The sequence below is a fragment of the Roseovarius sp. genome (genome assembly GCF_027019125.1).
In the GTDB taxonomy this organism is placed as follows: domain Bacteria; phylum Pseudomonadota; class Alphaproteobacteria; order Rhodobacterales; family Rhodobacteraceae; genus Roseovarius.
In genome coordinates this window covers 1-23,502 of sequence record NZ_JALUXE010000010.1, presented here as the reverse complement: position 1 = coordinate 23,502, position 23,502 = coordinate 1, and the positions used below count along the sequence as shown (strand labels likewise).

The 23,502-nt window shown below is 63.2% G+C and carries 21 protein-coding genes and 1 tRNA gene; 17 read left to right on the top strand and 5 right to left on the bottom strand.

Annotated elements, in window-relative coordinates:
* Positions 1 to 21 precede the first annotated feature (21 nt).
* From MVC20_RS05625 to MVC20_RS05615, 3 genes are all read right to left on the bottom strand, one after another.
* Positions 22 to 651, bottom strand: coding sequence for a DUF6778 family protein (locus MVC20_RS05625; protein ID WP_297539297.1), 630 nt, complete (start codon positions 649 to 651; stop codon positions 22 to 24).
* A gap of 136 nt (positions 652 to 787) precedes the next feature.
* Positions 788 to 1,072: a hypothetical protein gene (locus tag MVC20_RS05620; protein ID WP_297539295.1), complete on the bottom strand. Its 285-nt coding sequence runs from the start codon at positions 1,070 to 1,072 to the stop codon at positions 788 to 790.
* Positions 1,073 to 1,075: 3 nt separating this feature from the next.
* Entirely contained in the window at positions 1,076 to 3,862 is a 2,787-nt protein-coding gene (locus MVC20_RS05615; RefSeq protein ID WP_297539293.1) for a glutamine-synthetase adenylyltransferase, read from the bottom strand.
* A 78-nt stretch (positions 3,863 to 3,940) separates the two neighbouring features.
* Here MVC20_RS05615 and MVC20_RS05610 point away from each other — a divergent pair, with 78 nt between their 5' ends.
* From MVC20_RS05610 to MVC20_RS05600, 3 genes are all read left to right on the top strand, one after another.
* Positions 3,941 to 4,408, top strand: coding sequence for a YbaK/EbsC family protein (locus tag MVC20_RS05610; RefSeq protein ID WP_297539291.1), 468 nt, complete (start codon positions 3,941 to 3,943; stop codon positions 4,406 to 4,408).
* A 56-nt stretch (positions 4,409 to 4,464) separates the two neighbouring features.
* Positions 4,465 to 4,914, top strand: a complete 450-nt coding sequence (locus tag MVC20_RS05605) for an RDD family protein (protein WP_297539289.1) — start codon at positions 4,465 to 4,467, stop codon at positions 4,912 to 4,914.
* Between the two features lie 75 nt (positions 4,915 to 4,989).
* Positions 4,990 to 5,820: an arginyltransferase gene (locus MVC20_RS05600; protein WP_297539287.1), complete on the top strand. Its 831-nt coding sequence runs from the start codon at positions 4,990 to 4,992 to the stop codon at positions 5,818 to 5,820.
* Between the two features lie 175 nt (positions 5,821 to 5,995).
* On the opposite strand, the gene MVC20_RS05595 is transcribed toward MVC20_RS05600, so the two are convergent.
* Entirely contained in the window at positions 5,996 to 6,808 is an 813-nt protein-coding gene (locus MVC20_RS05595; RefSeq protein WP_297539285.1) for a protein-disulfide reductase DsbD domain-containing protein, read from the bottom strand.
* A 156-nt stretch (positions 6,809 to 6,964) separates the two neighbouring features.
* Here MVC20_RS05595 and MVC20_RS05590 point away from each other — a divergent pair, with 156 nt between their 5' ends.
* From MVC20_RS05590 to MVC20_RS05540, 11 genes are all read left to right on the top strand, one after another.
* Complete coding sequence (locus MVC20_RS05590) at positions 6,965 to 7,519, top strand: YqgE/AlgH family protein (protein WP_297539356.1); 555 nt, start codon at positions 6,965 to 6,967, stop codon at positions 7,517 to 7,519.
* 76 nt (positions 7,520 to 7,595) lie between these two features.
* Positions 7,596 to 9,341, top strand: a complete 1,746-nt coding sequence (locus MVC20_RS05585) for an ATP-binding protein (protein WP_363320705.1) — start codon at positions 7,596 to 7,598, stop codon at positions 9,339 to 9,341.
* Entirely contained in the window at positions 9,338 to 10,567 is a 1,230-nt protein-coding gene (locus MVC20_RS05580) for a sigma-54 dependent transcriptional regulator (RefSeq protein WP_297539281.1), read from the top strand. The genes MVC20_RS05585 and MVC20_RS05580 overlap by 4 nt, the downstream gene beginning before the upstream one ends.
* A gap of 252 nt (positions 10,568 to 10,819) precedes the next feature.
* Positions 10,820 to 11,821, top strand: a complete 1,002-nt coding sequence (locus MVC20_RS05575; RefSeq protein ID WP_297539279.1) for a DctP family TRAP transporter solute-binding subunit — start codon at positions 10,820 to 10,822, stop codon at positions 11,819 to 11,821.
* Between the two features lie 121 nt (positions 11,822 to 11,942).
* Positions 11,943 to 12,623, top strand: a complete 681-nt coding sequence (locus MVC20_RS05570; protein WP_297539277.1) for a TRAP transporter small permease — start codon at positions 11,943 to 11,945, stop codon at positions 12,621 to 12,623.
* On the top strand, positions 12,623 to 14,017 hold the full coding sequence (locus MVC20_RS05565; protein WP_297539276.1) for a TRAP transporter large permease: 1,395 nt from the start codon (positions 12,623 to 12,625) through the stop codon (positions 14,015 to 14,017). Before MVC20_RS05570 ends, MVC20_RS05565 begins: the two co-directional genes overlap by 1 nt.
* 181 nt (positions 14,018 to 14,198) lie before the next feature.
* On the top strand, positions 14,199 to 14,702 hold the full coding sequence (locus tag MVC20_RS05560; RefSeq protein WP_297539274.1) for a flavin reductase family protein: 504 nt from the start codon (positions 14,199 to 14,201) through the stop codon (positions 14,700 to 14,702).
* 100 nt (positions 14,703 to 14,802) lie between these two features.
* Complete coding sequence (locus MVC20_RS05555) at positions 14,803 to 15,675, top strand: TIGR01459 family HAD-type hydrolase (RefSeq protein ID WP_297539272.1); 873 nt, start codon at positions 14,803 to 14,805, stop codon at positions 15,673 to 15,675.
* A gap of 100 nt (positions 15,676 to 15,775) precedes the next feature.
* Positions 15,776 to 16,219, top strand: coding sequence for a MaoC family dehydratase (locus MVC20_RS05550; protein ID WP_008282995.1), 444 nt, complete (start codon positions 15,776 to 15,778; stop codon positions 16,217 to 16,219).
* A gap of 41 nt (positions 16,220 to 16,260) precedes the next feature.
* Entirely contained in the window at positions 16,261 to 17,229 is a 969-nt protein-coding gene (locus tag MVC20_RS05545; protein WP_297539269.1) for a glycosyltransferase family 2 protein, read from the top strand.
* A 197-nt stretch (positions 17,230 to 17,426) separates the two neighbouring features.
* The gene (locus MVC20_RS05540; RefSeq protein WP_297539267.1) at positions 17,427 to 18,968 is read left to right on the top strand and encodes a DEAD/DEAH box helicase; all 1,542 of its coding nucleotides are present in this window, start codon (positions 17,427 to 17,429) and stop codon (positions 18,966 to 18,968) included.
* A gap of 30 nt (positions 18,969 to 18,998) precedes the next feature.
* Here MVC20_RS05540 and MVC20_RS05535 read toward each other — a convergent pair whose 3' ends face one another.
* Complete coding sequence (locus MVC20_RS05535; RefSeq protein WP_297539265.1) at positions 18,999 to 20,285, bottom strand: ATP-binding protein; 1,287 nt, start codon at positions 20,283 to 20,285, stop codon at positions 18,999 to 19,001.
* 39 nt (positions 20,286 to 20,324) lie between these two features.
* Here MVC20_RS05535 and MVC20_RS05530 point away from each other — a divergent pair, with 39 nt between their 5' ends.
* The 3 genes from MVC20_RS05530 (at position 20,325) to MVC20_RS05520 (ending at position 23,373) form a co-directional block, all read left to right on the top strand.
* Complete coding sequence (locus MVC20_RS05530) at positions 20,325 to 21,236, top strand: MBL fold metallo-hydrolase (protein WP_297539263.1); 912 nt, start codon at positions 20,325 to 20,327, stop codon at positions 21,234 to 21,236.
* A 79-nt stretch (positions 21,237 to 21,315) separates the two neighbouring features.
* Positions 21,316 to 21,390: transfer RNA gene (locus MVC20_RS05525), tRNA-Asn, on the top strand.
* A 120-nt stretch (positions 21,391 to 21,510) separates the two neighbouring features.
* A complete protein-coding gene (locus MVC20_RS05520; RefSeq protein ID WP_297539261.1) occupies positions 21,511 to 23,373 on the top strand; it encodes a hypothetical protein in 1,863 nt (620 codons plus the stop codon).
* Positions 23,374 to 23,502: the final 129 nt, after the last annotated feature.

Here is a 23,502-nt window from a genome sequence, read left to right as displayed (position 1 = left end):
AGCTCTTGGAAAAGATCAGATTTACTGGCCGACGCTCAGCGCCGCAACGAGATCGCTCTCGGGGTGCGCCGGCAGCCCCAGTTCGCCCCGGATCACCTTCACCAGATGATCGGTGATCCGCACCTTCTGAGTCTGACCACGCCGCTCCGCGTCAATCGCCACCTGCCCGCCATAGGCCTTGAAACTGGCCTTGACCGGCTTGGCCGGGCCATAGGGCACCCCGGTTTCCGGATTGCGCAGAGTCACGGTAAACTGGATCGTATGCATGCCGCCGATGGTATAGCGCGCCTTCTCGCTCAGCGCATGAAACCGCGTCACCTGAACATCGAGCACCGCGGGAATCCCGCCCGGGACGCCGCCGCCGACACCGCGCGTCAACGCCGCCTCGAAAATCGCCTTGACCTGCGCATGGCGATCCCCCGGCGCGTCCTCGCGCCAGACGATATCACCCATGGGGTAATAGCTGTTGGCCTCCGAGACCTTGAGCGACTTGGGCACGTTGACCCGAATTTGCTGAATATCCAACGGCACCGCCGCCGCCTGTAGCGAGGGCCCCTCCAAGGGAGCATTCCGGGTTGCCGTATCGACGCTGCCGCAGGCCGACAGGCCCAATCCCATGATCGCCACAGCGATAAATCTCAAATAGCTCATGTGTTCCTCCATGGGCTGTGCCTAAATTCGCAACCTATGGATGACGCCGAATTAGGGCGCATTTTAGACAAACTCGGTGTTTTACAGTGTCAGACGCCACCGGGGCGAGAGCATTTCCTTGCAAGAACACGCAAGATCAGCTTTGCCCTTCGCCCTCGCGCGGACGCGAACGCCATCCCCCCCGCCTGCGCGCCGGGGCGGCGCTGACCAACCCCTCCCGCAAGACACGGGTCATCGGGTGGTCCGGATGCTCGCCGCCATAGTGCGCGACCATCTCGGCAATCGCGCCCTGTACCTCCTGCCCCACCGGCAGCGACAGCGCCCAATCAAGGAACACCGACCGGCACTCCGGCTCGGTAATCCCCTCGATCCGGTAGGATTCGTAGATCAACCCCTTGGGGTCCATCGGATCACGCGTCATCTCTCATCGTCCCTTGGGCAGGCGCATCAGCGCCGCATCCATCACCTGCGCCGCGCGTTGGCACAGCGTTTCCAGACGCTCCTGCAACATCGCCAGCCCCTCTTGCTCGGTCTCGCGCAGCAGGAACGCCGCCCCGCCTTCGCCCATACGCTCGGGCTCGAGCGGCTTGTCGCTGATCAACCGCGCCACCATCTGCACGCGCCAGCAAAGCGCATAAGCCGCGCCAAGCGCTGCGCCATCCCCGTCACTCAGCCAGCCGATTGCGACACCACCGGCAAAGCCGGAGGTCACATCGCGCGCCGCCTGCCCGGCCATCAGATTGCCCGCCTGCGACACCAGCTCCAATTCCAAGAGCCGCCCCGCCCCCAGCTTGGCATCCCATGGCCCGGCAGGCGCCTTGGCGCTCGCCACGCGCGCGCGCATTTCGGCCACCGCCTCGAGCACCGCCTCGGGGTCACCCTTCTCGGCAATCAACCGCTCGCGGAATGCCTCGACATCCCGCGCCAGCCCTGCCTCGCCCGTGATCACCCGCGCCCGTGTCAGCGCCAGATGCTCCCAGGTCCAGGCCTCCTCCTGCTGATAGCTCTGGAAACTCGGCCAACTCGTCGCCACCGGCCCCTGATTGCCCGATGGGCGCAGCCGCATATCCACCTCGTAGAGCCGCCCCTCGGCCATGGGTGCCGTCAGCGCCGTGATCATCGCCTGTGTGAGGCGCGCATAATAGGGCCGTGCGGCCAAGGGTCTGCGCCCATCCGAGCTTTCAGCCTCGCCCGCGTCATAGATCACGATGAGATCAAGATCCGACCCGGCATTGAGCCGCGCCGCGCCCAGCGATCCCATGCCCAGCACCACGGCACCACGCCCCGGGGGCGCACCATGCTTCTCCGCGAATTGCGCCAGAACCATCGGCCAGATGCCCGTAATCGCAGCACCCGCCAGATCGGCATATTGCGCCGCCGCCCGGTCGGCCCCCGTCAACCCGCGCAGATGATGCACCCCGATCCGGAAATGCCACTCCTTGCGCCAGCGCCGCGCCGCATCGAGCGCGCGCTCGTAATCGGTCTCCGCCGCCATCCGCGCCACGAGATCCGCCTCAAGCGCCGCCTGCCCCGGCCAATCGGCAAAGAAATCCCCCGCGATCACAGCGTCGAACACCCCCGCATTGCGCGACAGATGCGCGGCCAGCGCGGGCGCCGTGCCGACAATATCGACCAGCAGATCAATCAACTGCGGATTGGCCTCGAACAGCGAAAACACCTGCACCCCGGCGGGCAACCCTGCCAGAAACCCGTCAAACGCCAACAGCGCCTCGTTGGGATGCGCGGTGCGCGCCAGCCGCCCCAGAATATCAGGCTTCAACCGCTTGAAGATCTGCACCGCCCGATCCGACCGCAGCGCCGGGTAACTCGGCCAGCGGGCAATCACATCGCCATTCAGCGCCTCGGCCGCCTCTGGTGTCGCCGGTGCCTCTTCGGGGCGGAAAAACCCTTCGATCAGATCATGCACCTCGGTCAGCCGCGCCACGATCTCGGCGCGCAACTCGGACGTGTCACGGCCCATGAAGGCCGCCAGCCGGTCAAACTCCTCTGCCGAATTGGGCAGCAAATGGGTCTGCGCATCGCGCAACATCTGCACCCGGTGTTCGACCTCGCGGTGAAAACGATAATGCCCGGTCAGCGTTTCTGCCGCCGCCTCGGGCACCCACCCCTTTTCCGCCAGCCGTGCCAACCCCGCGACCGTGCCACGCACCCGCAGATCGGCATCGCGCCCGCCCGCGATCAACTGCCGGGTCTGGGTAAAGAACTCGATCTCGCGGATCCCGCCGCGCCCCAGCTTCATGTTGTGCCCCTCAAGGCAGAGCGATCCGCCCAGACCCTTGTGCTCGCGAATGGCGAGCCGCATGTTATGGGCATCCTCGATGGCGGCAAAATCCAGATGCTTGCGCCAGACAAAGGGCTTGAGCGTGGCCAAGAACCGCTCGCCCGCCGCCAGATCCCCCGCGCAGGGCCGCGCCTTGATATAGGCCGCGCGTTCCCATGTGCGCCCCAGGCTCTCGTAATAGGTCTCGGCGGCGGCCATCGCCATACAGACGGGTGTCACCCCCGAATCCGGGCGCAACCGCAGATCGGTGCGAAACACATAGCCCTCGGCGGTGCGATCATTCAGCATCGCCGACATCTTGCGCGTGGCCCGCACATAGGCGGCGCGCGCCTCGTGGAAATCCTCGCGCGCCAGCCGCGTTTCGTCAAAGAGGCAGATAAGGTCGATGTCAGAGCTGTAATTCAGCTCATGCGCGCCCATCTTGCCCATGGCCAGCACCACCATGCCGGCCCCCGTGGCGATTTCCGCCTCGGTCATCCCCGGCAGCTTGCCGCGCTTGATCTCTGCCGCCAGCGCCGCTTTCAGCGCCAGATCACAGGCCAGATCGGCAAACTCCGTCAGATGCCCCGTAACCTCTTCCAGCGGCCAGACGCCGCCCAGATCGGCCAGCCCGGCAATCAACGCCACGCGCCGCTTGCCCTCGCGCAGCGCAGAGCCCAGACGCTCGGCCGGGGTCTCCTTCAACGCCTCGACGAGATCGGCCAAGGCCGCCTCGGGATCGTCAAACGCCCCCCCCAGCCACGCCGCCTCTTGCAGGATCAGCGATTTCAGAAACGGGCTGCACCCTGCCGCCCCCGCCAGCAGATCCGACAGCCTGGGGTCAAGACCGGGCAAGACAGCACGCGCCTCCTCTCCCTCGGCTGGATCAAAGGCGCGCGGCAAGCGGGTGAGGCGATCAAGAAAATTCATGTCCCGAGTGATACAAGCCGCGCGAGGCTGGTCAATGCCCCACGCGCCTGAAATACTGTGAAAAAATCGGAGAAGATCATGAGCAAGAGCCTCAGACGTGTGACCTTGGCCCTGCAAACAGCGGGGCTCGACATCACCCCACAAGAGATCGGGGATGCCACCACGGCGCAAATGGCGGCCGACCTCGTGGGCTGCACCATCGCGCAAATCGCCAAATCCATCATGTTTCGCGGCGAAACCAGCGGCGCGGCGCTGCTCTTTGTGACCTCCGGCGCAAACCGTGTCGATGATACCCGCGCCTCGGCGCTGGCAGGGGAACCGCTGGGCAAGGCCGATGCCGCCCTCATCCGCGCGCAGACCGGCTTTGCCATCGGCGGCGTGGCCCCCTTGGGCCATCTCACCCCGCCGCGCGCTTTCTTCGATCCGCACCTTCTGACCTTTCCGACGGTCTGGGCCGCCGCAGGCACGCCCCGGCATCTCTTCGGCATTGATCCCGCGCGCCTCCTCGAGATTTCCGGCGCGACCCTTGCGGAATTCACCGCCTGACCCTTGCAATGCCCGCCCGCGCCCCCAACCTTGAGGGCGCAACAAGGACAAAGACCATGACCGACACAAGCTGGCGCCTGCCCAATCCCGACACCCAGCCGGAGTTCTATGCCGATGTGCCGCTCAAGCGGCTCCTGGCCTTTGTCGTCGATACGGTCGTGATCATCGGTCTCAGCCTTCTCATCGTGCCCTTGACCGCCTTCACCGGGATTTTCTTCTTTCCCATCCTGATGACCGTGGTGGGGTTTGCCTACCGGGTCGTGACCCTCGCCAACGGCTCGGCCACCTGGGGCATGCGGCTTGCGGCCATCGAATTCCGCGATGCGACCGGCGTGCGGTTTGATTTGTCTCAGGCTTTCCTGCACACGCTGGGCTTTACCGTGTCGCTGGCCATCCCGATCCTTCAGGTCATCTCGATCGTGCTCATGCTCACGGGCGAACGTGCGCAGGGCCTGACCGACCGGGTGATGGGCTGCGTTGCGATCAACCGCCGCGCCGCCATGTAACGCCCCCATGACAAGCCTCTTGGCGGGGCGCTTTATCGTTGTTATCGTCCGCCCAAGAGAGAGTTCGGATCAACCATGCGGCATACCCTTCCCATCGCGCCCCAGTTCTATGTGACGGCGCCGCAACCCTGCCCCTATCTGCCGGGCCGTATGGAGCGCAAGCTCTTTACCGCGCTGCAAGGCGAAGGTGCGCAGCGCCTCAATGACGGGCTGTCGAAACAGGGCTTTCGCCGCTCGCAGAACGTGCTCTACCGCCCCTCCTGCGCCGATTGCGCCGCCTGTCTCTCGGCGCGCATCAACGTGGCCGAATTCACCCCCTCCAAGAGCCAGCGCCGCACCCTGCGCCGCAACGCGGGCCTCAAGCGGCGGGCCACCTCGCCCTGGGCGACCGAGGAACAATACAGCCTGTTTCGCCGCTATCTCGAATGCCGCCACGCGACCGGCGGCATGGCCGATATGGACACGTTCGAATTCGCCGCCATGGTCGAGGAAACCCCCATCCGCACCCGCGTCGTGGAATATGCCGACGCCGAAAGCGGCGCGCTGACCGCCGTCTGCCTGACCGATATCCTCGATGACGGGGTCAGCATGGTCTATTCCTTTTACGACCCCGACCGGATCAGCGCCTCGCTCGGCACCTATGTGATCCTCGATCACATCGACATCGCCCGCGAGAATGACCTGCCTTACGTCTACCTCGGCTATTGGGTGCCCGGCAGCCCCAAGATGGGCTACAAGGCCGCCTTTTCCGGGCTCGAGGTCTATGTCGGCAACCGCTGGCAGAAAATGCGCAACCCCGAGGATTTCCGCGCCCAGGCGCATCCCCTCGTCAATGATCCGATTTCCGAACAGGTGGCCAATATCTCGCTGCCCGATGGCCGACCGCTGCGCGCCCGCTCGGTCTAGCGCATGGTGCGTCCTATCTGAAATACACCTGTCCCGGGCTTGACCCCGGCCCTCGCCAAGACAGCGCCGGGCCTCGGGCCGATGTGACCCCAATCAGGAGCAACGGATACTCTAAGATGCCTGCGCAGGTCTACCTGACAGGCACGCACGGCCCCTCACCCGCCAAAGGCCCGCGCTACCCCGCCGGACAACCCCGGATATCAACCGCATCGCCAGTGCTCAGGATCGTCAGCCGCAGCCCGCCACGATCAAGCATGAAGCCCCGCCCCTCGGCATGAAAGATCTCGGCTTCGGCACGCAGACGGTTGCCCTGCCGCACGCTCTCGGCTTGCGTAACCCAGAGCGCGGGATTGCCGGTCTCGACCACAACCATCTCCTGCGCCCCCATCGCCGCGACATCGACCTCCGCCACCAGATGCACGCCGCCACCCTCGATGGGCGAGACCTTGCACGCCACCCGCCCGACACCGGCCTCTGCCTGGGTATAGGGGCGCGCGGCCAGTGCGGCGGCAATCTGCGGATCAGGCCGCCGCTGCCCGCCATCCAGCGGTTGCGTCACCGTCAGTGACACCGGCACGCAAATATCGCTGCATACCCCGATTTCCATATCGACGCTCAGCGTGATCGGCTGGCCCACGCGCTCCGGCGTCAGACGCAGCGGCAGGACCAGCACATGCTCATAACCGATCGTGCGCATGCCATTGGTCATGGTCTGTTTCGGCGTTGGCCATTCGATCTCGGCCCGTGCCAGGTTTCGCGATCCGCGCCAAACGAACTGCGGCGGAATCCCCGCCTCACCCGGCGCACGCCAATAGGTTTTCCACCCGTCCGCCAGCACGAATTTCAACGCCGCCACATGGCTGCCATCGGCCATCTGCCAGCCGTTGACGATGCTGACCGCGACCATATCCTCTTGCGCCCGCGCGCCCGTGACGGGCACCAGAACCGAGAGAGCGGCCAGAAAAATCGTGCGCAAAACCTGTATCATGCCGCTGACATGGGCCATTCCGCGGCGAATGCCAACTCACAATCCGGCGAGAATTCTTGCCAAAGGTTGAAGAGACCGCTTGCACCCCCGGCCCGCGCCCCCCATTTTCAAGAGAGAACAGCACAGGGACCACCCGTGACCGAAATCAGCCAAGATATGGATCTGACAGGCAAATTGCTCATAGCCATGCCCGGCATGGGGGATCCGCGCTTTGCCCATTCGGTCGTGCTTCTCTGCGCTCATTCGGCCGATGGCGCGATGGGGCTGATCATCAACAAGCCCACCAGCGATCTTCGGCTGCGCGACCTGCTTGAACAACTCTCGATTGCAGCAACCGGCCAAACCCGCAATTTACCGGTGCATTTCGGCGGCCCGGTCGAACATGGGCGCGGATTCGTGCTCCATGACAGGAACTATCAGTCCACCCTGACCTCGCTCAAGGTGAACGACGACTTCGCCATGACCGCCACGCTCGACATTCTGGAGGACCTGGCGCGCGGCACTGGCCCCGAGCGCGCGCTTCTGGCGCTTGGCTATGCGGGATGGGGGCCGGGACAGCTCGAATCCGAATTGGCGCAAAACGGCTGGCTGACCTGCAACGCCGATGTATCGGTGGTGTTCGACACGCCCAACCCCGCCAAGTGGGAAACCGCGCTGACCCGCCTTGGCATCTCACCGATCATGCTGTCCTCGGATGCGGGCCGCGCCTGACCTCTGGCTTTGCCACTGGCCAAGGGCGCGAAGGCGCTGATAGATTGACACCATGTTGCCCAAGTCTCCTCTTTTCGTGATCATCACCCCCTTTCTGCTGGCCGTGGGGCTGATCACCGGCGCGCTCTGGCACTATGGCTACCGCGCGGCGCTTTCGGATCTCGAGCGGCGCGGCAGTGCCGATATGGCGCTGGTGCTGGGCGGCCTCGTGTCGGACCTGCAACGCTACCGCGATCAGGCGGTGGCGCTGGCCGATCATCCCACCTTGACCGCCCTCAATCGCCCCGACACCCGGCATCAGGATTCCGCCGCCCGCCGGCTTTTGACCGCCTCCGCCGACCGCACCGGCGCGACAGGGCTCTATTACGTCGACCGGCGCGGCAACCTGCTCGCGGGCACCGGCGCGCGCCTGCCCGAGGGCCTCGTCAATTCCGCCCCGTTCCTGCGCGCCATGGACGGCGCGCTTGGCACCGGTCACAGCATGAGCGCCGACGCCTCCGAACGGCGCTTTCAATTTGCTGCGCCCTCCTTTGGCCCCGATGGCAAGGTGCGCGGCGCGCTCATCGCCATTGCCGATGCCGAAGCGGTCGAATTCGGCTGGCGCGGGCTGCAAACGGCGGTGTTCCTGATGGATGATCAGGGGCGCGTCTTTCTCTCCAACCGCTCCGAACTCCTGGGCTGGCGCAAGGTGCCGCAAGACACGGTGCTCATTCCGCCGGGGGGCACGCCCATCCCCTTTGGCCTCAGCCAGACAGCCGGGTACGACATCTGGCAGATTGACCTCGGCCCCTACCTGCCCCGCCGCGCGCTGCAAATCAGCCAGAGCCTGCCGCGCATCGGCATGACGGGCGCGGCGCTCGTCAACGTGGCCCCCGCCCGCCGCATCGCCGGGCTTCAGGCAGGCGCCGTGGCGGGCGTGCTGCTCTTTTTTGGCACGTTGCTCTTTCTCGCACAGGAACGCCGCCGCACGCTGGCGCGCGCCAATGCCCTGCTCGAGAGCCGCGTCGCCGACCGCACCGCCACCCTCACCCGCACCAACCTCGCCCTGCGCCACGAGATTCGCGAGCGCAAAGAGGCCGAGGCCGCGCTCAAGCGCGCACAGGCCGAACTCGTGCAGGCGGGCAAACTCAGCGCGCTTGGCAAGATGAGTGCCGGCATCAGCCACGAACTCAACCAACCCCTCATGGCAATTCGTCAATTCGCCGCCAATGGCGGCGCGTTCCTGCAACGTGGCGAGCCTGAGCGCGCCGCCGAGAACCTCAGCCGCATCGACGAGATGGCCCACCGCATGAGCCGCATCATCCGCAACCTGCGCGCCTTTGTGCGCAATGAAAACGAACCGATGGGACGGGTCGACATGGCCCGCGTGACCGACACGGCGCTCGAAATGACCGGCGCACGCCTTGCCAACGATTCCATCACCCTCGACTGGCAACCGCCCCCCGGCCCCGTCTGGGTGCGCGGCGGCGAGGTGCGTCTGGGTCAGGTCATGGTCAATCTCATCACCAATGCCGCCGATGCCATGGCCAAAAGCACCGACAAACGCCTCACCATCAGCCTCACGCCCGGTTCCCCCGTCACGCTCTGCCTGCGCGACACTGGCCCCGGCATCGAAGAGCCCGAAAAGATCTTCGATCCCTTCTATTCCACCAAACTCGTGGGCGACGGCGAGGGCATGGGCCTTGGCCTCTCGATCTCCTACGGTCTCGTCCAGAGCTTTGGTGGCAAGATCACAGGCCGCAACACCGGCACCGGGGCCGAATTCACCGTGGCGCTGGAACCATGGCAAGATCCGGACGCTCAGGAAAAAGGTGCCGCATGATCCGCAATGTCCTCGTGGTCGATGATGACAGGCCCGTGCGCGAGGCGCTCAGCCAGACGCTGGAACTGGCCGAATACACCGTGCGCGCCGCTGGCTCCTTTATCGAGGCCAAGGATCACATCAGCCGCGATTTCGCGGGCGTGATCCTGTCGGACATCCGCATGCCGGGGCGCGACGGCTTTCACCTTCTGGCCCATACCCGCGCGCTTGACGATGAATTGCCGGTGATCCTCCTGACCGGCGAAGGCGATATTCCCATGGCGGTCAAGGCGATGGGGCAAGGGGCCTTCGATTTCCTCGAAAAGCCCTGCGCGCCCGATGCCCTGATCCCGGTCCTCGACCGGGCGCTGAAAAACCGCGCGCTGGTGCTCGAAAACCGCCGCCTCAAGGCCCAGCTCGAAACCGGCGATCCGGCGGCGCGGATGCTGTTTGGCACCTCGCGCGTGGCCGAGGACATGCGCCAGACCGTGCGCCAGGCGGCCCGCGCGGGCACCGAAACGCTGGTGATCGGCCCCCCCGGCGCGGGCGTGTCCAAGGTGGCAGAGGTCATTCACCTCATGTCGCCCCGCGCCAGTGGCCCCTTTGTCAAACGCGCCGCCGCCCGGCTCGATCCTCCGGCGCTGGACGCGGCCCTCCTGGCCGCGCATGGCGGCTCGCTCTTTCTCGATGAAATCCTCGCCTTGCCGATGGACAGCCAATACGCCCTTCTCGACCGCATCGAATCCGGCTCCGAAACCCGGCTCATCGCCGGCAGCACCGCCGATCTCGAAGAGGCGGCGCGCACGGGCCGCTTCAACGCCGATCTCTACTACCGGCTCGAAGTCATGCGCGTGCGCATCCCCGCCCTCTCCGAGCGTCCCGAGGATATTCCCGTCCTGTTTCGCCACTACGTCGCGCAGGCCGCCGAACAGGCCGGGCTGTCCGCGCCCGAGATCGGCCCCGACCATCTCGCCGCCCTCATGGCGCAGGATTGGCCCGGCAATGCCCGCTCGCTCATGTCGGCGGCCATGCGCTTCGTGCTGGGGATGCCCGACAGCGCCGCCGAAGCGGCGGAACTGGGCCTTGCCGAACAGATGGCGCGGGTCGAGCGCTCGCTCCTGATCGCGGCCCTGGGGCGGCAGAACGGGCGCGCGGCACAGGCCGCCGAGGCGCTCAAACTCCCGCGCAAGACCTTCTACGACAAGCTCGCCCGCTACGGGATTCGCCCCGAGGATTACCGGCGCTAGGCGCACGCCGGTTTGTGCGAATTTCCGCACAAGCCCGCCAAAGCCCGTGCGGGATTTCGCACAAGCCATGCAGCAGGCGCAAACCCGCTATCCTGAAAACGCCGCGCAAGCCTCTGTAAATCCGTCACAAATCAGGCATCCCGCACAGAGATTGCACAAAGTCTTGAGCGGAACTCCGCTTTCTCTCACTTTGTCAGCACCGCGCCCGCTCCGGGCGCAGTCCAAAACAGTTTGACTTGGGAGGAGACCCACATGAAATTCCTGACCGCTGCCGTCTCGGCACTGGCTCTGACCGTTGGCGCGGGCGCCGCAATGGCCGCATGCGACGACGGCGAAATCGTCGTCAAGTTCAGCCACGTCACCAACACCGACAAACACCCCAAGGGCATCGCCGCCTCCTTGCTGCAAACGCGCGTCAACGAGGAGATGAACGGCAAGATGTGCATGGAGGTGTTCCCCAACTCCACCCTCTATGACGATGACAAGGTGCTTGAGGCGATGCTTCAGGGCGATGTGCAACTGGCCGCGCCCTCTCTCTCGAAATTCGAGAAGTTCACGAAGCAGTTCCGCCTCTTCGACCTGCCCTTCCTCTTCACCGATGTCGCGGCGGTTGACCGCTTCCAGGCCTCCGAAACCGGCCAGGCCATGCTCGATTCGATGCAGCGTCGCGGCCTCCAGGGTCTCGCCTACTGGCACAACGGCATGAAGCAGATGTCGGCCAACAAACCCCTCCTCGATCCGTCGGACGCCAATGGCCTCAAGTTCCGCGTGCAATCCTCTGACGTGCTCGTGGCCCAGATGGAAGCCATCGGCGGCAGCCCGCAGAAAATGGCCTTCTCCGAGGTCTACGGCGCGCTGCAACAGGGCGTTGTGGATGGTCAGGAAAACACCTGGTCCAATATCTACGGGCAAAAGTTCTTCGAGGTGCAGGACGGCACCACCGAGACCAACCACGGCATCATCGACTATCTCGTCGTGACCAGCGTCGATTTCCTCGACAGCCTTGACGCCGATGTGCGCGACCAGTTCCTGACCATCGTCAAGGAAGTGACCGAAGTCCGCAACGCCGAATCCACCAAGGTCGACGAAGAGGCCAAACAAGCCATCATCGACGCCGGTGGCGTTGTGCGCCAATTGACCCCCGAACAGCGCGCCAAGTGGGTCGAGGCGATGAACCCCGTCTGGGACAAGTTCAAAGAAGACGTGGGTCAGGAAAACATCGACGCTGCCGTAGCGGCAAACTCCAGCAGCTGATCCGGCTTTAACGGTGCGGCCCGCCCCTGTTCGGGCGGGCCATTGGGTGCAGCGGGCGGATTTCCACGGAAACCGCCCGTCCTGCAGCCCGCAATCAATCACAAAATCTGGGAATGGGACGATGCAGCACAAGACTGGGCTAATCGACCATATCGAGGAGACGGTGATCGCCGCTCTCCTGGGGATGATGACATTGCTGACCTTCGCCAATGTCATCGCCCGATATGTGTTCAACACGAATATCCTCTGGGCGCTCGAACTGACCGTGTTCATGTTCGGCTGGCTGGTTCTTCTGGGCGCCTCCTACGCGGTCAAGAAACACGCGCATCTGGGCGTGGACGCAGTCATCAACCTGCTCTCCGCCCCCGCGCGCCGGCTCGTGGGGCTGCTGGCGGTCGGGGCCTGCCTCTTCTTCTCGCTGCTCTTGCTCAAGGGGTGCTACGATTACTGGGCCGTCTTTGCCGATCTGCCCCCCACCTCCGGCCGCTGGTTCCCGACCGGGTTCGACACCTCCGCCCGCTCCCAGAGCTTTTACGAGGTGCAGGACGTGCCCATGCTGGCCGTGTTGCGCTTTCTCGAAGACCTGATCAACTACGGCGACCCTTACGAGAAATTGCCCAAGGTGGTGCCCTATCTCGTTCTGCCGCTCTCGGCTTTCCTTCTGGTGCTGCGCTTTACCCAGGTCGCCCTCGCCATCTGGAGCGGCAAGAGCGATCGCCTGATCGCCAGCCACGAGGTCGAGGACGAGATCGAACAACTGCGCGCGGCCGAAGCCCGTAACGCCCAAGGGGGACAAAACTGATGGACGTCGTCCTGCTCTTTTCCATGGTCGTGGGCCTCATGCTGATCGGCGTGCCGATCGCCATCTCGCTCGGGCTCAGTTCCACGATCTTCATGCTGATATATTCCGACACGTCGCTGGCCTCCATCGCGGGCACGCTGCTCAACGCGTTCGTCGGGCATTTCACGCTGCTGGCCATTCCCTTCTTCGTGCTGGCCTCGTCCTTCATGTCGACCGGCGGCGTGGCGCAACGCATCATCCGCTTTGCCATCGCCTGCGTGGGGCACCTGCCCGGCGGCATGGCCATCGCAGGCGTGCTGGCCTGCATGATGTTCGCGGCCCTCTCGGGCTCGTCCCCCGCCACGGTGGTGGCCATCGGCACCATCGTCATCGCGGCGATGCGCCAGTTGGGCTATACCAAGGAATTCGCGGCCGGTGTGATCTGTAACGCAGGCACGCTCGGCATCCTCATTCCCCCGTCCATCGTGATGGTGGTCTATGCCAGCGCCACCGATGTTTCCGTGGGACGAATGTTCCTGGCGGGCGTCCTGCCGGGCCTGCTCGCGGGCACGATGCTGATGGTCACCATCTATGTCATCGCCAAGTTCAAGAACATGCCCAAGGGCGAATGGCGCGGCGTCGGAGAAATGCTCGACAGCTTCCGCGAGGCGTTCTGGGGCCTCTTCCTGATCGTCATCATCATGGTCGGGATCTACGGCATCCCCGGCGTCACGGGCGCCATCTTCACCCCGACCGAGGCAGCAGCCGTGGCCGCGGTCTATGCCTTCCTCGTGGCCTCCTTCGTCTATCGTGACATGGGGCCGCTGGCACGCGGCGACGGCCAGGCCCCGCTGGCGCTCTATCAGCGCCCCACGGCGCTCATCACGGCCTTTTTCCACCGCGACACCCGCAAGACGCTGCTCGACGCGGGCAAACTGACCGTGATGCTGATGTTCGTGATCGCCAACGCGCTCATCCTCAAGCATGTGCTGACCGAGGAACAGATCCCCCAGCATATCGCCAACGCCATGCTCGGCGCGGGGCTCGGGCCCGTGACCTTCCTCATCGTGGTGAACGTGATCCTGCTCATCGGCGGACAGTTCATGGAACCGTCGGGCCTTCTTGTGATCGTCGCGCCGCTGGTCTTCCCCATCGCCATCGAACTGGGCATCGACCCCATTCATCTTGGCATCATCATGGTGGTGAACATGGAAATCGGCATGATCACGCCCCCCGTCGGCCTCAATCTCTTCGTGACCTCCGGTGTGGCGGGCATGCCGATGATGGCGGTGGTGCGTGCGGCCCTGCCCTTCCTCGCCGTGCTCTTCGTGTTCCTGATCATCGTCACCTATGTGCCATGGATCTCGACCGCGCTGCCCAATGCGGTGATGGGACCAGAGATCATCACGAAATAGACCACAAGGACGGATCAACCGTCCCCCTGACCACGCAGGCCCGGCCTGCGTGGTTTTTTCTTCTCCACCACGTTTGAAACGCCCGGGAACCAAGCTACCTGCGCGCTCGGATCGGGATTTCCTTTACCCCGCCACAATTCGGGGCTACCCAAAGGGTCCGCCCCCAGCAGGAGCAGCACCCGTGACCTCAGACACACGCAGCGTAGACCGCGACGCCTTTCTAGCCGCCATGCGGCAGGTCGCGGCCACCGTGACGGTTGTCACCACCGACGGGCTGGCCGGCCGCGCCGGGGCCACGGTCAGCGCCTTTTCCTCGCTCTCTGCCGATCCACCCTCGGTGCTGGTGTGCCTGCGCACCGACAGCCGCATCGCCCGCGCGGTGATCGAGAATGGCGCTTTCTGCGTCAATGTCTTGGCCGAGGATGCCGTCGAGGTGGCACGCGCCTTTGCCGGCCCCTCGCCGGACAATCCCGCCGCCAGGTTTGATGGTCTGCCAATCACGCCCCGCCCCGAAGGCCCGGTACTGCCGCGTGCGACCGCCTTTTCCTGCCAGCTCACCGACCGGATCATCCACGGCAGCCACGCCATCTGCATTGGCACCGTGACGGCGCTTACCAATGCCGGGCAAAAACCGCTGACCTATCTCAGCGGCGATTACCACATCGTGCGTCCGCACGGCCACTGAACCACGCCCGCTTCTTCTTGGCCCAAATACTCGATTCCGCCGCTGGCCAAACGGCGGCACCCCTGCCATATCTGCGCCAAAGCCAGTACAGGAGCCGCAAATGACCCGCCTCATCACCGCCCTCGCCGACATTTCCGACAAGTATGACGCGCTCTTTGTCGATCTCTGGGGCTGTGTGCATGACGGCGTGCGCGCCCTGCCCGATGCGGTGGCCGCCCTTAAATCCTATCGCGCGCAGGGCGGCACCGTGGTGCTTGTCACCAATTCGCCCCGCGCGCGCGGCGGCGTGGAAAAGCAGCTCGACGGCTTTGGCGTGCCCCGCGACGCCTGGGATACCATCGCCACCTCTGGCGACAGCGCCCGCGCCGCGATGTTTCAGGGCGTCGTCGGTGAAAAGGTCTGGTTCATTGGCCAACCCTTCGATGACCGCTTTTTCGATCCGCTTCACCTGATCGAGAACCCCGTGCCGATCACCCGCGTTCCGCTGGAAGAGGCCGAAGGCATTGTTTGCATCGGCCCTTTCGATCCCCATTCCGATCCCGCCGACCTGCGTCCACAGTTTCTCTATGCCAAGCAAAAGGGCCTGAAACTCCTCTGCGCCAATCCCGACATCGTGGTGGATCGCGGCGAGGTGCGGGAATGGTGCGCGGGCGCGCTCGCGCGCCTCTACACCGAAATGGGCGGGGAAAGCCTCTATTTCGGCAAACCGCATCCGCCCATCTACGACCTCGCCCGCCGCCGCCTGCTGTCGCTTGGCCGCGATGTCGACAAGACCCGCATCCTCGCCATCGGTGACGGGGTGCATACCGATGTGGCGGGCGCCATGGGCGAGGATATCGATTCCCTCTTCATCTCGGGCGGGCTTGCAGCCAATGAGACCAAAACGTCGCACCAACCCGACGAGGCGGCACTAACTGCTTATCTTTCAAAGGAAAACGCCTCTCCCACCTACACGATCGGTTTCCTCCGATGACAGAAAGCGCTTGATTTTTCTGCAACCGCAAAGTAATAAAATTCCAACATGGGCCAAAATATCGCCCGATAATTACCCACCAAACCCACCGGAGGGGCGAATGTTGGACAATATGCCGCGCGGCACGATCTGCATCGAAGACATCGAGATGGGCATGACCCGCCATCTGCGCAAAGTCGTGACCGACCGCGACATCGAGCTGTTTGCCGAGGTCTCGACCGACCGCAACCCGGTGCATCTCGATGACGACTACGCGCAGGACACCATTTTCGAGGGGCGCATCGCCCACGGCATGCTGACTGCGGGCCTCATCTCTGCCGTGATCGGCGAGCAACTGCCGGGGCATGGCACCGTCTACATGGGCCAGACCCTCAAGTTCCTCGCCCCTGTCCGCCCCGGCGACATGGTCCATGCCGAGGTCGAAGTGATCGGCATCGACCATGGCAAGCGCCGCGTGCAACTCGATTGCCGGTGCCTGGTGAATGGCAAGAAGGTTCTGATCGGCGAAGCCACCGTTCTGGCCCCCTCGCGCAAGTTCGACTGACGCCCCTTGCGCGCCCTGCGGCTTGACCGCATCCTGCGCCCATGAACGCATCACCCACCTGGGGCGTGGTCGCCACGATCAAGGCCCCCACCCGCGACACGCTCAACTTTGCCGCCCATCATCTCGATCTGGGCGCCCACCGCGTGCATGTCTATCTTGATGCCCCCGACCCGCAGGCCGAAGCCGCCCTGCGCGCCCACCCCAAATGCCGCGTCATCCTCTGTGACGAGGACTATTGGCGGCGACGGTCACGCAAGGGACGCCCTGACAAGCATCAGTCCCGCCAGACCCTCAACGCCACCCATTGCCTCAACCGGCGGGCCCAGGTCGATTGGCTCGCGCATATCGACGTGGACGAATTCCTCTGGTCCGAAATGACCGTCGCCGACCGCCTGTCACAGGTCGCGCCGAACCGCATCAGCGCCCGCGTCCGCCCGATCGAGGCACTGGCCGCCGAACCTTACAAAACCTGCGCCGAACCTTACAGAGCTTACAAGTCCTGCGCCCTCTCTCAGGCCGAAAGGCGGGCGCAAACCAACGCCATTTATCCCAGCTACGGCCCCTATCTGAATGGCGGGTTTCTCAGCCATGTGGCGGGCAAGGTCTTTGTCCGCACCGGCCTTCCCGACATCACTCTACGCATCCACAATGCCTTTATAAACAAACAGATGGACGACAAAGCTGAGGAATTACATGAACTATACCTCTGCCATCACCACGCCGATACATGGGAGCATTGGCTCGCCGCCTATCGCTACCGGCTCAGCATGGGCTCCTATCGTGCCGAGCTGAAACCCGCGCCCCATTCCGACGGCTATGCCTTTAATATGCATGAGTTTTTTCAAATGCTCGAAGAGGACGGCGGGGAAACCGCCCTGCACCGCTTCTTCACCGAGGTCTGCACCGCCACCCCGGAGTTGCAGGAACGGCTGGCCTCTTTCGGGCATCTGCACCGCATCTCTCTCGACCTTGAGGCCAAGCGCCTGCGCCACTTTCCGAAACACACGTAAGTGGCTCCAAACGCAGCATAATCCTGGCGCGCACCCTTGGCATTGTTACCAAGAATCCGCTGTGCATTGACGCTGACCGCGTTCTCAGGTAAACGCTGCGCAGCGGGTCATCCATGTGGAGAACCACAGGCCCATGAGGGGCCCGAACCCGCATTAGACGTACGGGCCAGGATTGTGTCCGTAAACTACGGATACACATGACAAAATTTTCCGATCTGAACCTGAATCCCAAGGTGTTGAAAGCCATAGAAGAGGCCGGCTACGAAACGCCAACCCCCATTCAGGCCGAAGCCATCCCCCACGCCCTCGAAGGGCGCGACGTTCTCGGGATCGCTCAAACCGGCACTGGCAAGACCGCCAGTTTCACCCTTCCGATGCTCTCGCTTCTCTCGCGCGGCCGCGCCCGCGCCCGGATGCCACGCAGCCTCGTTCTGTGCCCCACGCGCGAACTGGCCGCTCAGGTAGCCGAGAATTTTGATACATATTCCAAGCACTTGAAGCTCACAAAGGCATTGCTCATCGGCGGCGTCAGCTTCAAGGAGCAGGACAAGCTGATCGACAAGGGCGTTGACGTTCTGATTGCCACCCCGGGTCGTCTGCTCGACCATTTCGAGCGCGGCAAGCTCTTGCTGACCGGCGTGCAGATCATGGTCGTGGACGAGGCCGATCGCATGCTCGACATGGGCTTTATCCCTGATATTGAACGGATTTTCAGCCTGACCCCGTTCACCCGCCAGACGCTTTTCTTCTCGGCCACCATGGCCCCCGAGATCGAGCGCGTGACCAATACCTTCCTGTCCAACCCTGCCCGGGTCGAAGTTGCCCGTCAGGCCACCGCCTCCGAGAACATCGAGCAGGGCGTGGTGATGTTCAAACCGTCCCGCCGCGACAAGGCCGATAGCGAAAAGCGCAGATTGCTGCGCGCCCTGATCGACCGCGAAGGCGACACGTGCAGCAATGCGATCATCTTCTGCAATCGCAAGATTGATGTAGATGTGGTCGCCAAGTCCTTGATAAAATACGGTTATGATGCGGCGCCCATTCACGGCGACCTCGATCAGAGCCAGCGCACGCGCACACTCGACGGCTTTCGCGCAGGCACCCTGCGCTTTCTGATCGCCTCCGACGTGGCCGCGCGTGGCCTTGATGTGCCTGCGGTCAGCCATGTGTTCAATTTCGACGTACCCAGCCATGCCGAAGATTACGTCCATCGCATCGGCCGCACCGGTCGCGCCGGTCGCAGCGGCAAGGCTCTGATGATCTGCAATCCGCGCGACGAAAAGAATCTCGCCGGTGTAGAGGCATTGATTCAAAAGGAAATTCCGCGCGTCGAAAGCCCCGTGACCTTCACCCCGCCGACGACGGAAACAGAAGAACCGCAAGCCACAGACGAGCGCCCGACCAAGTCTCGCCGCACGCGGAATGTCAGCCGTGGCAAATCCGAAGAGCGCCCCGCCAATGCTCGCAAGGCCCCCGAGGCACCTGCCGAGCAGGCCGTTGAAGCGAGCCCTCAGGCAGAACGCCCACAGGAACGCCGGTCCGAGCGCTCGCCCGAACCTCGGCAAGAGCGAAATGAAGCCCGCCCGGACAGAACTCGCGACCGCAATGACGAAAATGCGCCGCGCCAAAGAGAAGGACGTGGGCGCCAGGATCATGGCGGCGGGCCGCGTGTCGTGGGGCTTGGGGATCATCTTCCCAGCTTCATCGCACTCAGCTTTGACGAGAGACGCGCCGGATAAGCACCTGATTTATTTTAATTTCCAAGTGCCTCAGCGCGCGATGACGATATCCGCGCTGAGCCCGCCCAGACGGGCGCTCTCTCCCAATCGTAATGTGCCGCCATGCGCCCGCGCCACATCGAGCACAATCGACAGGCCCAATCCCACGCCCATGCCGCGATTCTGATTGCGCGCCGGCTCGAGCCGCGTAAAGGGCTTGATGGCGTCACCCCGACTATCGGGAGGGATCCCCGGCCCGTCATCCTCAACCCTAATTCTCAAGGATTTTTCGGTCATCACGACCGAAACTTCTGCCTGCGTGCCATAACGCACAGCATTGTTGATCAGGTTTTCTACGGCCCGTCGAATATTCTCGGCGCGCAAGGCCACGGTTCCTTCGCCCCGCGCTTCGATCAAGGTCACGGGGTTCTGCGCCCGTTGCGCGTCTTCGACAATCTGACGCACGAGGCCAATCGGATCAACCGGCTCCGGCTCGCCCTCATGCGCACCTCGCGCAAAGGCCAGAAAGCCGTCCAGCAAGCGCTCCATTTCAACCACGTCACGCAGCATCGGTGCCGCTTCCTCGTCCTCCAGCATGGCAAGGCTCAGCCGCAGCCGGGTCAGTGGCGTCCTGAGATCATGACTTACCCCCGAAAGCATCAGCGTGCGCTGCTCCATCTGCCGTTCCAATCGGGCCCGCATATCGAGAAAGGCATTGCCCGCCGCCCGCACCTCTAGCGCGCCCGACGCACGATAAGGCACATGCCGCCCGCGCCCAAAGGCCTCTGCGGCCTCTGCAAGGCGGGTAATCGGCTTGAGCTGCTTTCGCATGTAGACATAAGAGACAACGGTCATCAGGATGCCATAGAAGGCCAGATTGAGCAGCACTTGGTAGGGTCGGCGCGCCGAGACCCTGCGGCGGTCGAATACAAGCTCGGTGACCGCGCCATCCTTTTGAAAATAAAGCATGACATACTGATTGTCGGTCAGCGAAACGCGCTCGAGATCCTCGAAATAGCTGCGCAGTTCGCGGACCACCACGCTGCCCGAAATGTCGAACCAATCATAGTCATCGGCCTCTGGCATCTGGGATGCGGGCACACGCCGCCGGTCGATTTCCAGCATTGCGGCCACCGGACTGCCCTCGGGTTCGTCCAGAACCAGCCGCACCTCGCGCGCCACGGTCTTGACCATCTGCTGCGTAACGTCGTCAAACAGCCTCTGGGCAAACACGAGCGATACGACCAACAGCAGCGTGATCACCGGCAACAGCAGGATCAAGACCGCCCGAGCATAGAGGCTTCGCGGAAGATAGGGTTTGAGCCAACGCAGCGACATGGCTAAACCTAGCTGCGCGTGCTGCCAGAAGGAAGAGCCATGCAAGCGACCCAGGAAAAAAGCCCGCCCACCGGCATCGCCGAGGACCTCGGGCAGGATATTCGCCGCATTCTGGCGCCAAACCCGTCCCCCATGACGTTTTGGGGCACCTACACCTATCTCGTCGGCACAGGGCGCCTTGCAGTGATTGACCCGGGCCCCGATAATCCGGCCCATCTTGCGGCGATCATGGATGCCATAGCTCCAGGCCAGAGCGTGAGCCACATTTTCGTCACCCACGCGCATCTCGATCATTCGCCGCTCGCCGCACGCCTCTCGGCCGAAACTGGCGCGCCAGTGCTCGCCTATGGCGATGCCCGGGCCGGGCGCAGCGCGATGATGCAGCACCTTGCCCAGAGCGGGCTGATGGGCGGTGGCGAAGGGGTGGATGCGGATTTTACCCCTGATTTGGTGCTCTGTGACGGCGAGCGGATAACAGGTGACGGTTGGCAGATCACCGCGCATTGGACACCGGGACATTTCGGCAATCACATGAGCTTCGAGATCGCCGACAGCGTGTTGACCGGTGATCTGGTGATGGGCTGGGCCAGCTCGCTGGTCTCGCCGCCAGATGGCGACCTGACCGACTTTCTGCGTTCCTGCGAACGGCTCGGCAGACTGTCGGCGCGGCGCTTCCTGCCCGGTCATGGGGCCGCGATCGAGCAACCCAAAGCCCGGCTTGACTGGCTGGTGGCGCATCGCAAGGCACGCGAGACGGCAATCCTAGAGACCCTCTCCCACGCGCCTCTTGACACAACGGAAATCACGGCCCGCGTCTATGCCGACACTCCCCAGAACCTTCTTCCCGCCGCCCGCCGCAACGTGCTCGCGCATCTTATCGACTTGATGCAGAAATCCCAAGTCGCGCCGGTGGGTAGATTGCATGCGGACGCAAAATTCGCACGCTCCTAAACGACATGCTCTTCTCCCTAAATTTTTGTCACAAAGCCTCTGGACCTCTCCGAATCCGGTTGCTATACGGCCCCCATGTTCCGGCGTAGCTCAGCGGTAGAGCAGTTGACTGTTAATCAATTGGTCGTAGGTTCGATCCCTACCGCCGGAGCCAATCACAAAAAAGCCCAGCAAAGTCAGTGACTTAGCTGGGCTTTTTGCTTAGAAACGTCATTCTCAACCCTCTGTGCCCCAAAGTGCGGTTTTTACTGCGCCCAAAGAGTCGGAGCCAAAGATGGGACGCATTGCTTACCTGACGAAACGCGGTGCCGTGTGGTGGTATCGCCGCCGCTATCCGGTTATTGTCATACATCCATCACAAAATAACCAAATATCAGTGCCTTGTTGCGACAATGGTACCAGCCTGCAAGCGCGCGGCCATTTGGCGGTCAGCTTGCGCACCCGTTCCAAGAGAGAGGCCCGCATTCTCGGTGCCTTCATCTCTGCGGATTTTGAGCGTGCGTGGGCGATGATCGAGGCAGTGATGAACGAACACGAATTTGATACCGACATGATGGACGCCATAGCGATGACTATGGCCAAGCATTTCCGTTCTCTAATCGAGAAAATCGCCCACGGGCCAGCGTCCAGCTTCCCCGATGGGGTCAAGCTGCGCGCCTATCGCATCTTGGAACAGGACTTGCGCAAGGCGCTCGGTGTCGAAGGTAAGGTGATCTTTGCGGACGCGCAGCCAGCCCCACAAGTCGAAGATGGCCCACAGGCGGAAGCAATGTGCCAAGCAGAACGCGATGCCCTCGCCTGTGAGGAGGATCGCGGCGATGACTACTGGGCAAAATGTGGTGAACTTTTCGACCCAGAAAACGAGCCGGAACACCCGCGCCTTGCCCATATCGGTGACGGCGCACGAACCAACGATGACTATTATGCCGACTATGTGGTGGCTGATTTCGGTCTGCACACACATGCCTTCCGTGCGACATTGTCGGAATATTTGGCCGCTTGCGAACGGCTGAACCTTGACCCGTCCGATGCCAACGCCGCTTTCCCGCTTGCGTTGAAAGAAGCAATGGACGCGGCGCAAAAAATCGGAATGGTGCCCGCGCTGGAACCAAAGTCATCGCCTGCGCCAGCGCCGCGAAAGAACAGCACCCAGAAGTTTGCCGACTTTGCCGATAAGTACCTGGCCCTTCGCTGCCAAGGCTACACGCTCGCGCGCGAAGATGAGACAGCCGATGCCGCGACGGGCCGGAACTTCGAACGGACCTCGCTGCGCAACTGGCAATCGTCGGTTCGATTGTTCGTTGAGATCGTCGGTGATCTGCCGCTGTGCGATATCGGCAAAGAGGAAATCATCGAATTCAACGATTGGCTTCAAAGACTTCCGAAGAACTTCGGAAAATCGTCCAAGGACAAGCGCACCGCGCGCCAGTTTATCGAAGACGCCGACGAGCACGACACAATCGGGATCAATGAGCTGATTGAAAAGCTGCGACGCGAGGGCAAGCCGCCCGGTGAGATCGAAGAAGCCGCAGCCGCAGCCCGTGTCGTGCGGCTGTCCGCGACAACGATGAAGCGCCATCAGCAAGCATTGCACGCAATCCTCGCCTATGCGCACGAAAGCGGCGCGATTGACGGGAACCCGTTCAAAGGGCGGACGCTGACCACATCCGAGATCAAACGGCGCAAGCGAAGCGAACGGCGCGTGGAACGGGTTGGTTGGGGCGAAGACATTTACGCCCTACTCGGCTCGGAAATCTTCCAAAACGAGCTGGCAGAACAAGACGAGCCGCTTTTCTGGTGCCCGCTTATCGCAATGTACGCGGGCTTGCGGCTGGAAGAAATTTTGCAACTGAGGGTGAACGACTTCTACTCGGACGCCGGGATCATGGCGGTGCGGGTCCAGAACGAGATTGGTTCGCAGGAAGTGAAGTCAGACAACGGTTTTCGGAGCGTTCCACTGCATCGGGCCTTGACTGACATTGGCCTGCCAGAACTCGTTACCCTTCGCCGCCAACAGGGCCTGAGTCGCCTGTTTCCTCATATTGAGCGCTCAAAGTCCAAAGGGACGCTCAGCGCGATCATGTCGAAGAGGTTCGGATACTACACCGAAAGCCGGGGCATCAAAAAGCCCGGGTAATCCCCCCCGCATTTAAGGGGCTGCAAAAGTAGAATTTTCTCGGCAAGATGAACGAGGAGATTTCGAATGAAGACAAGCAGATACACTGAGGCGCAGATCATCGCGATCCTGCGGCGAGCCGAAGGCGGT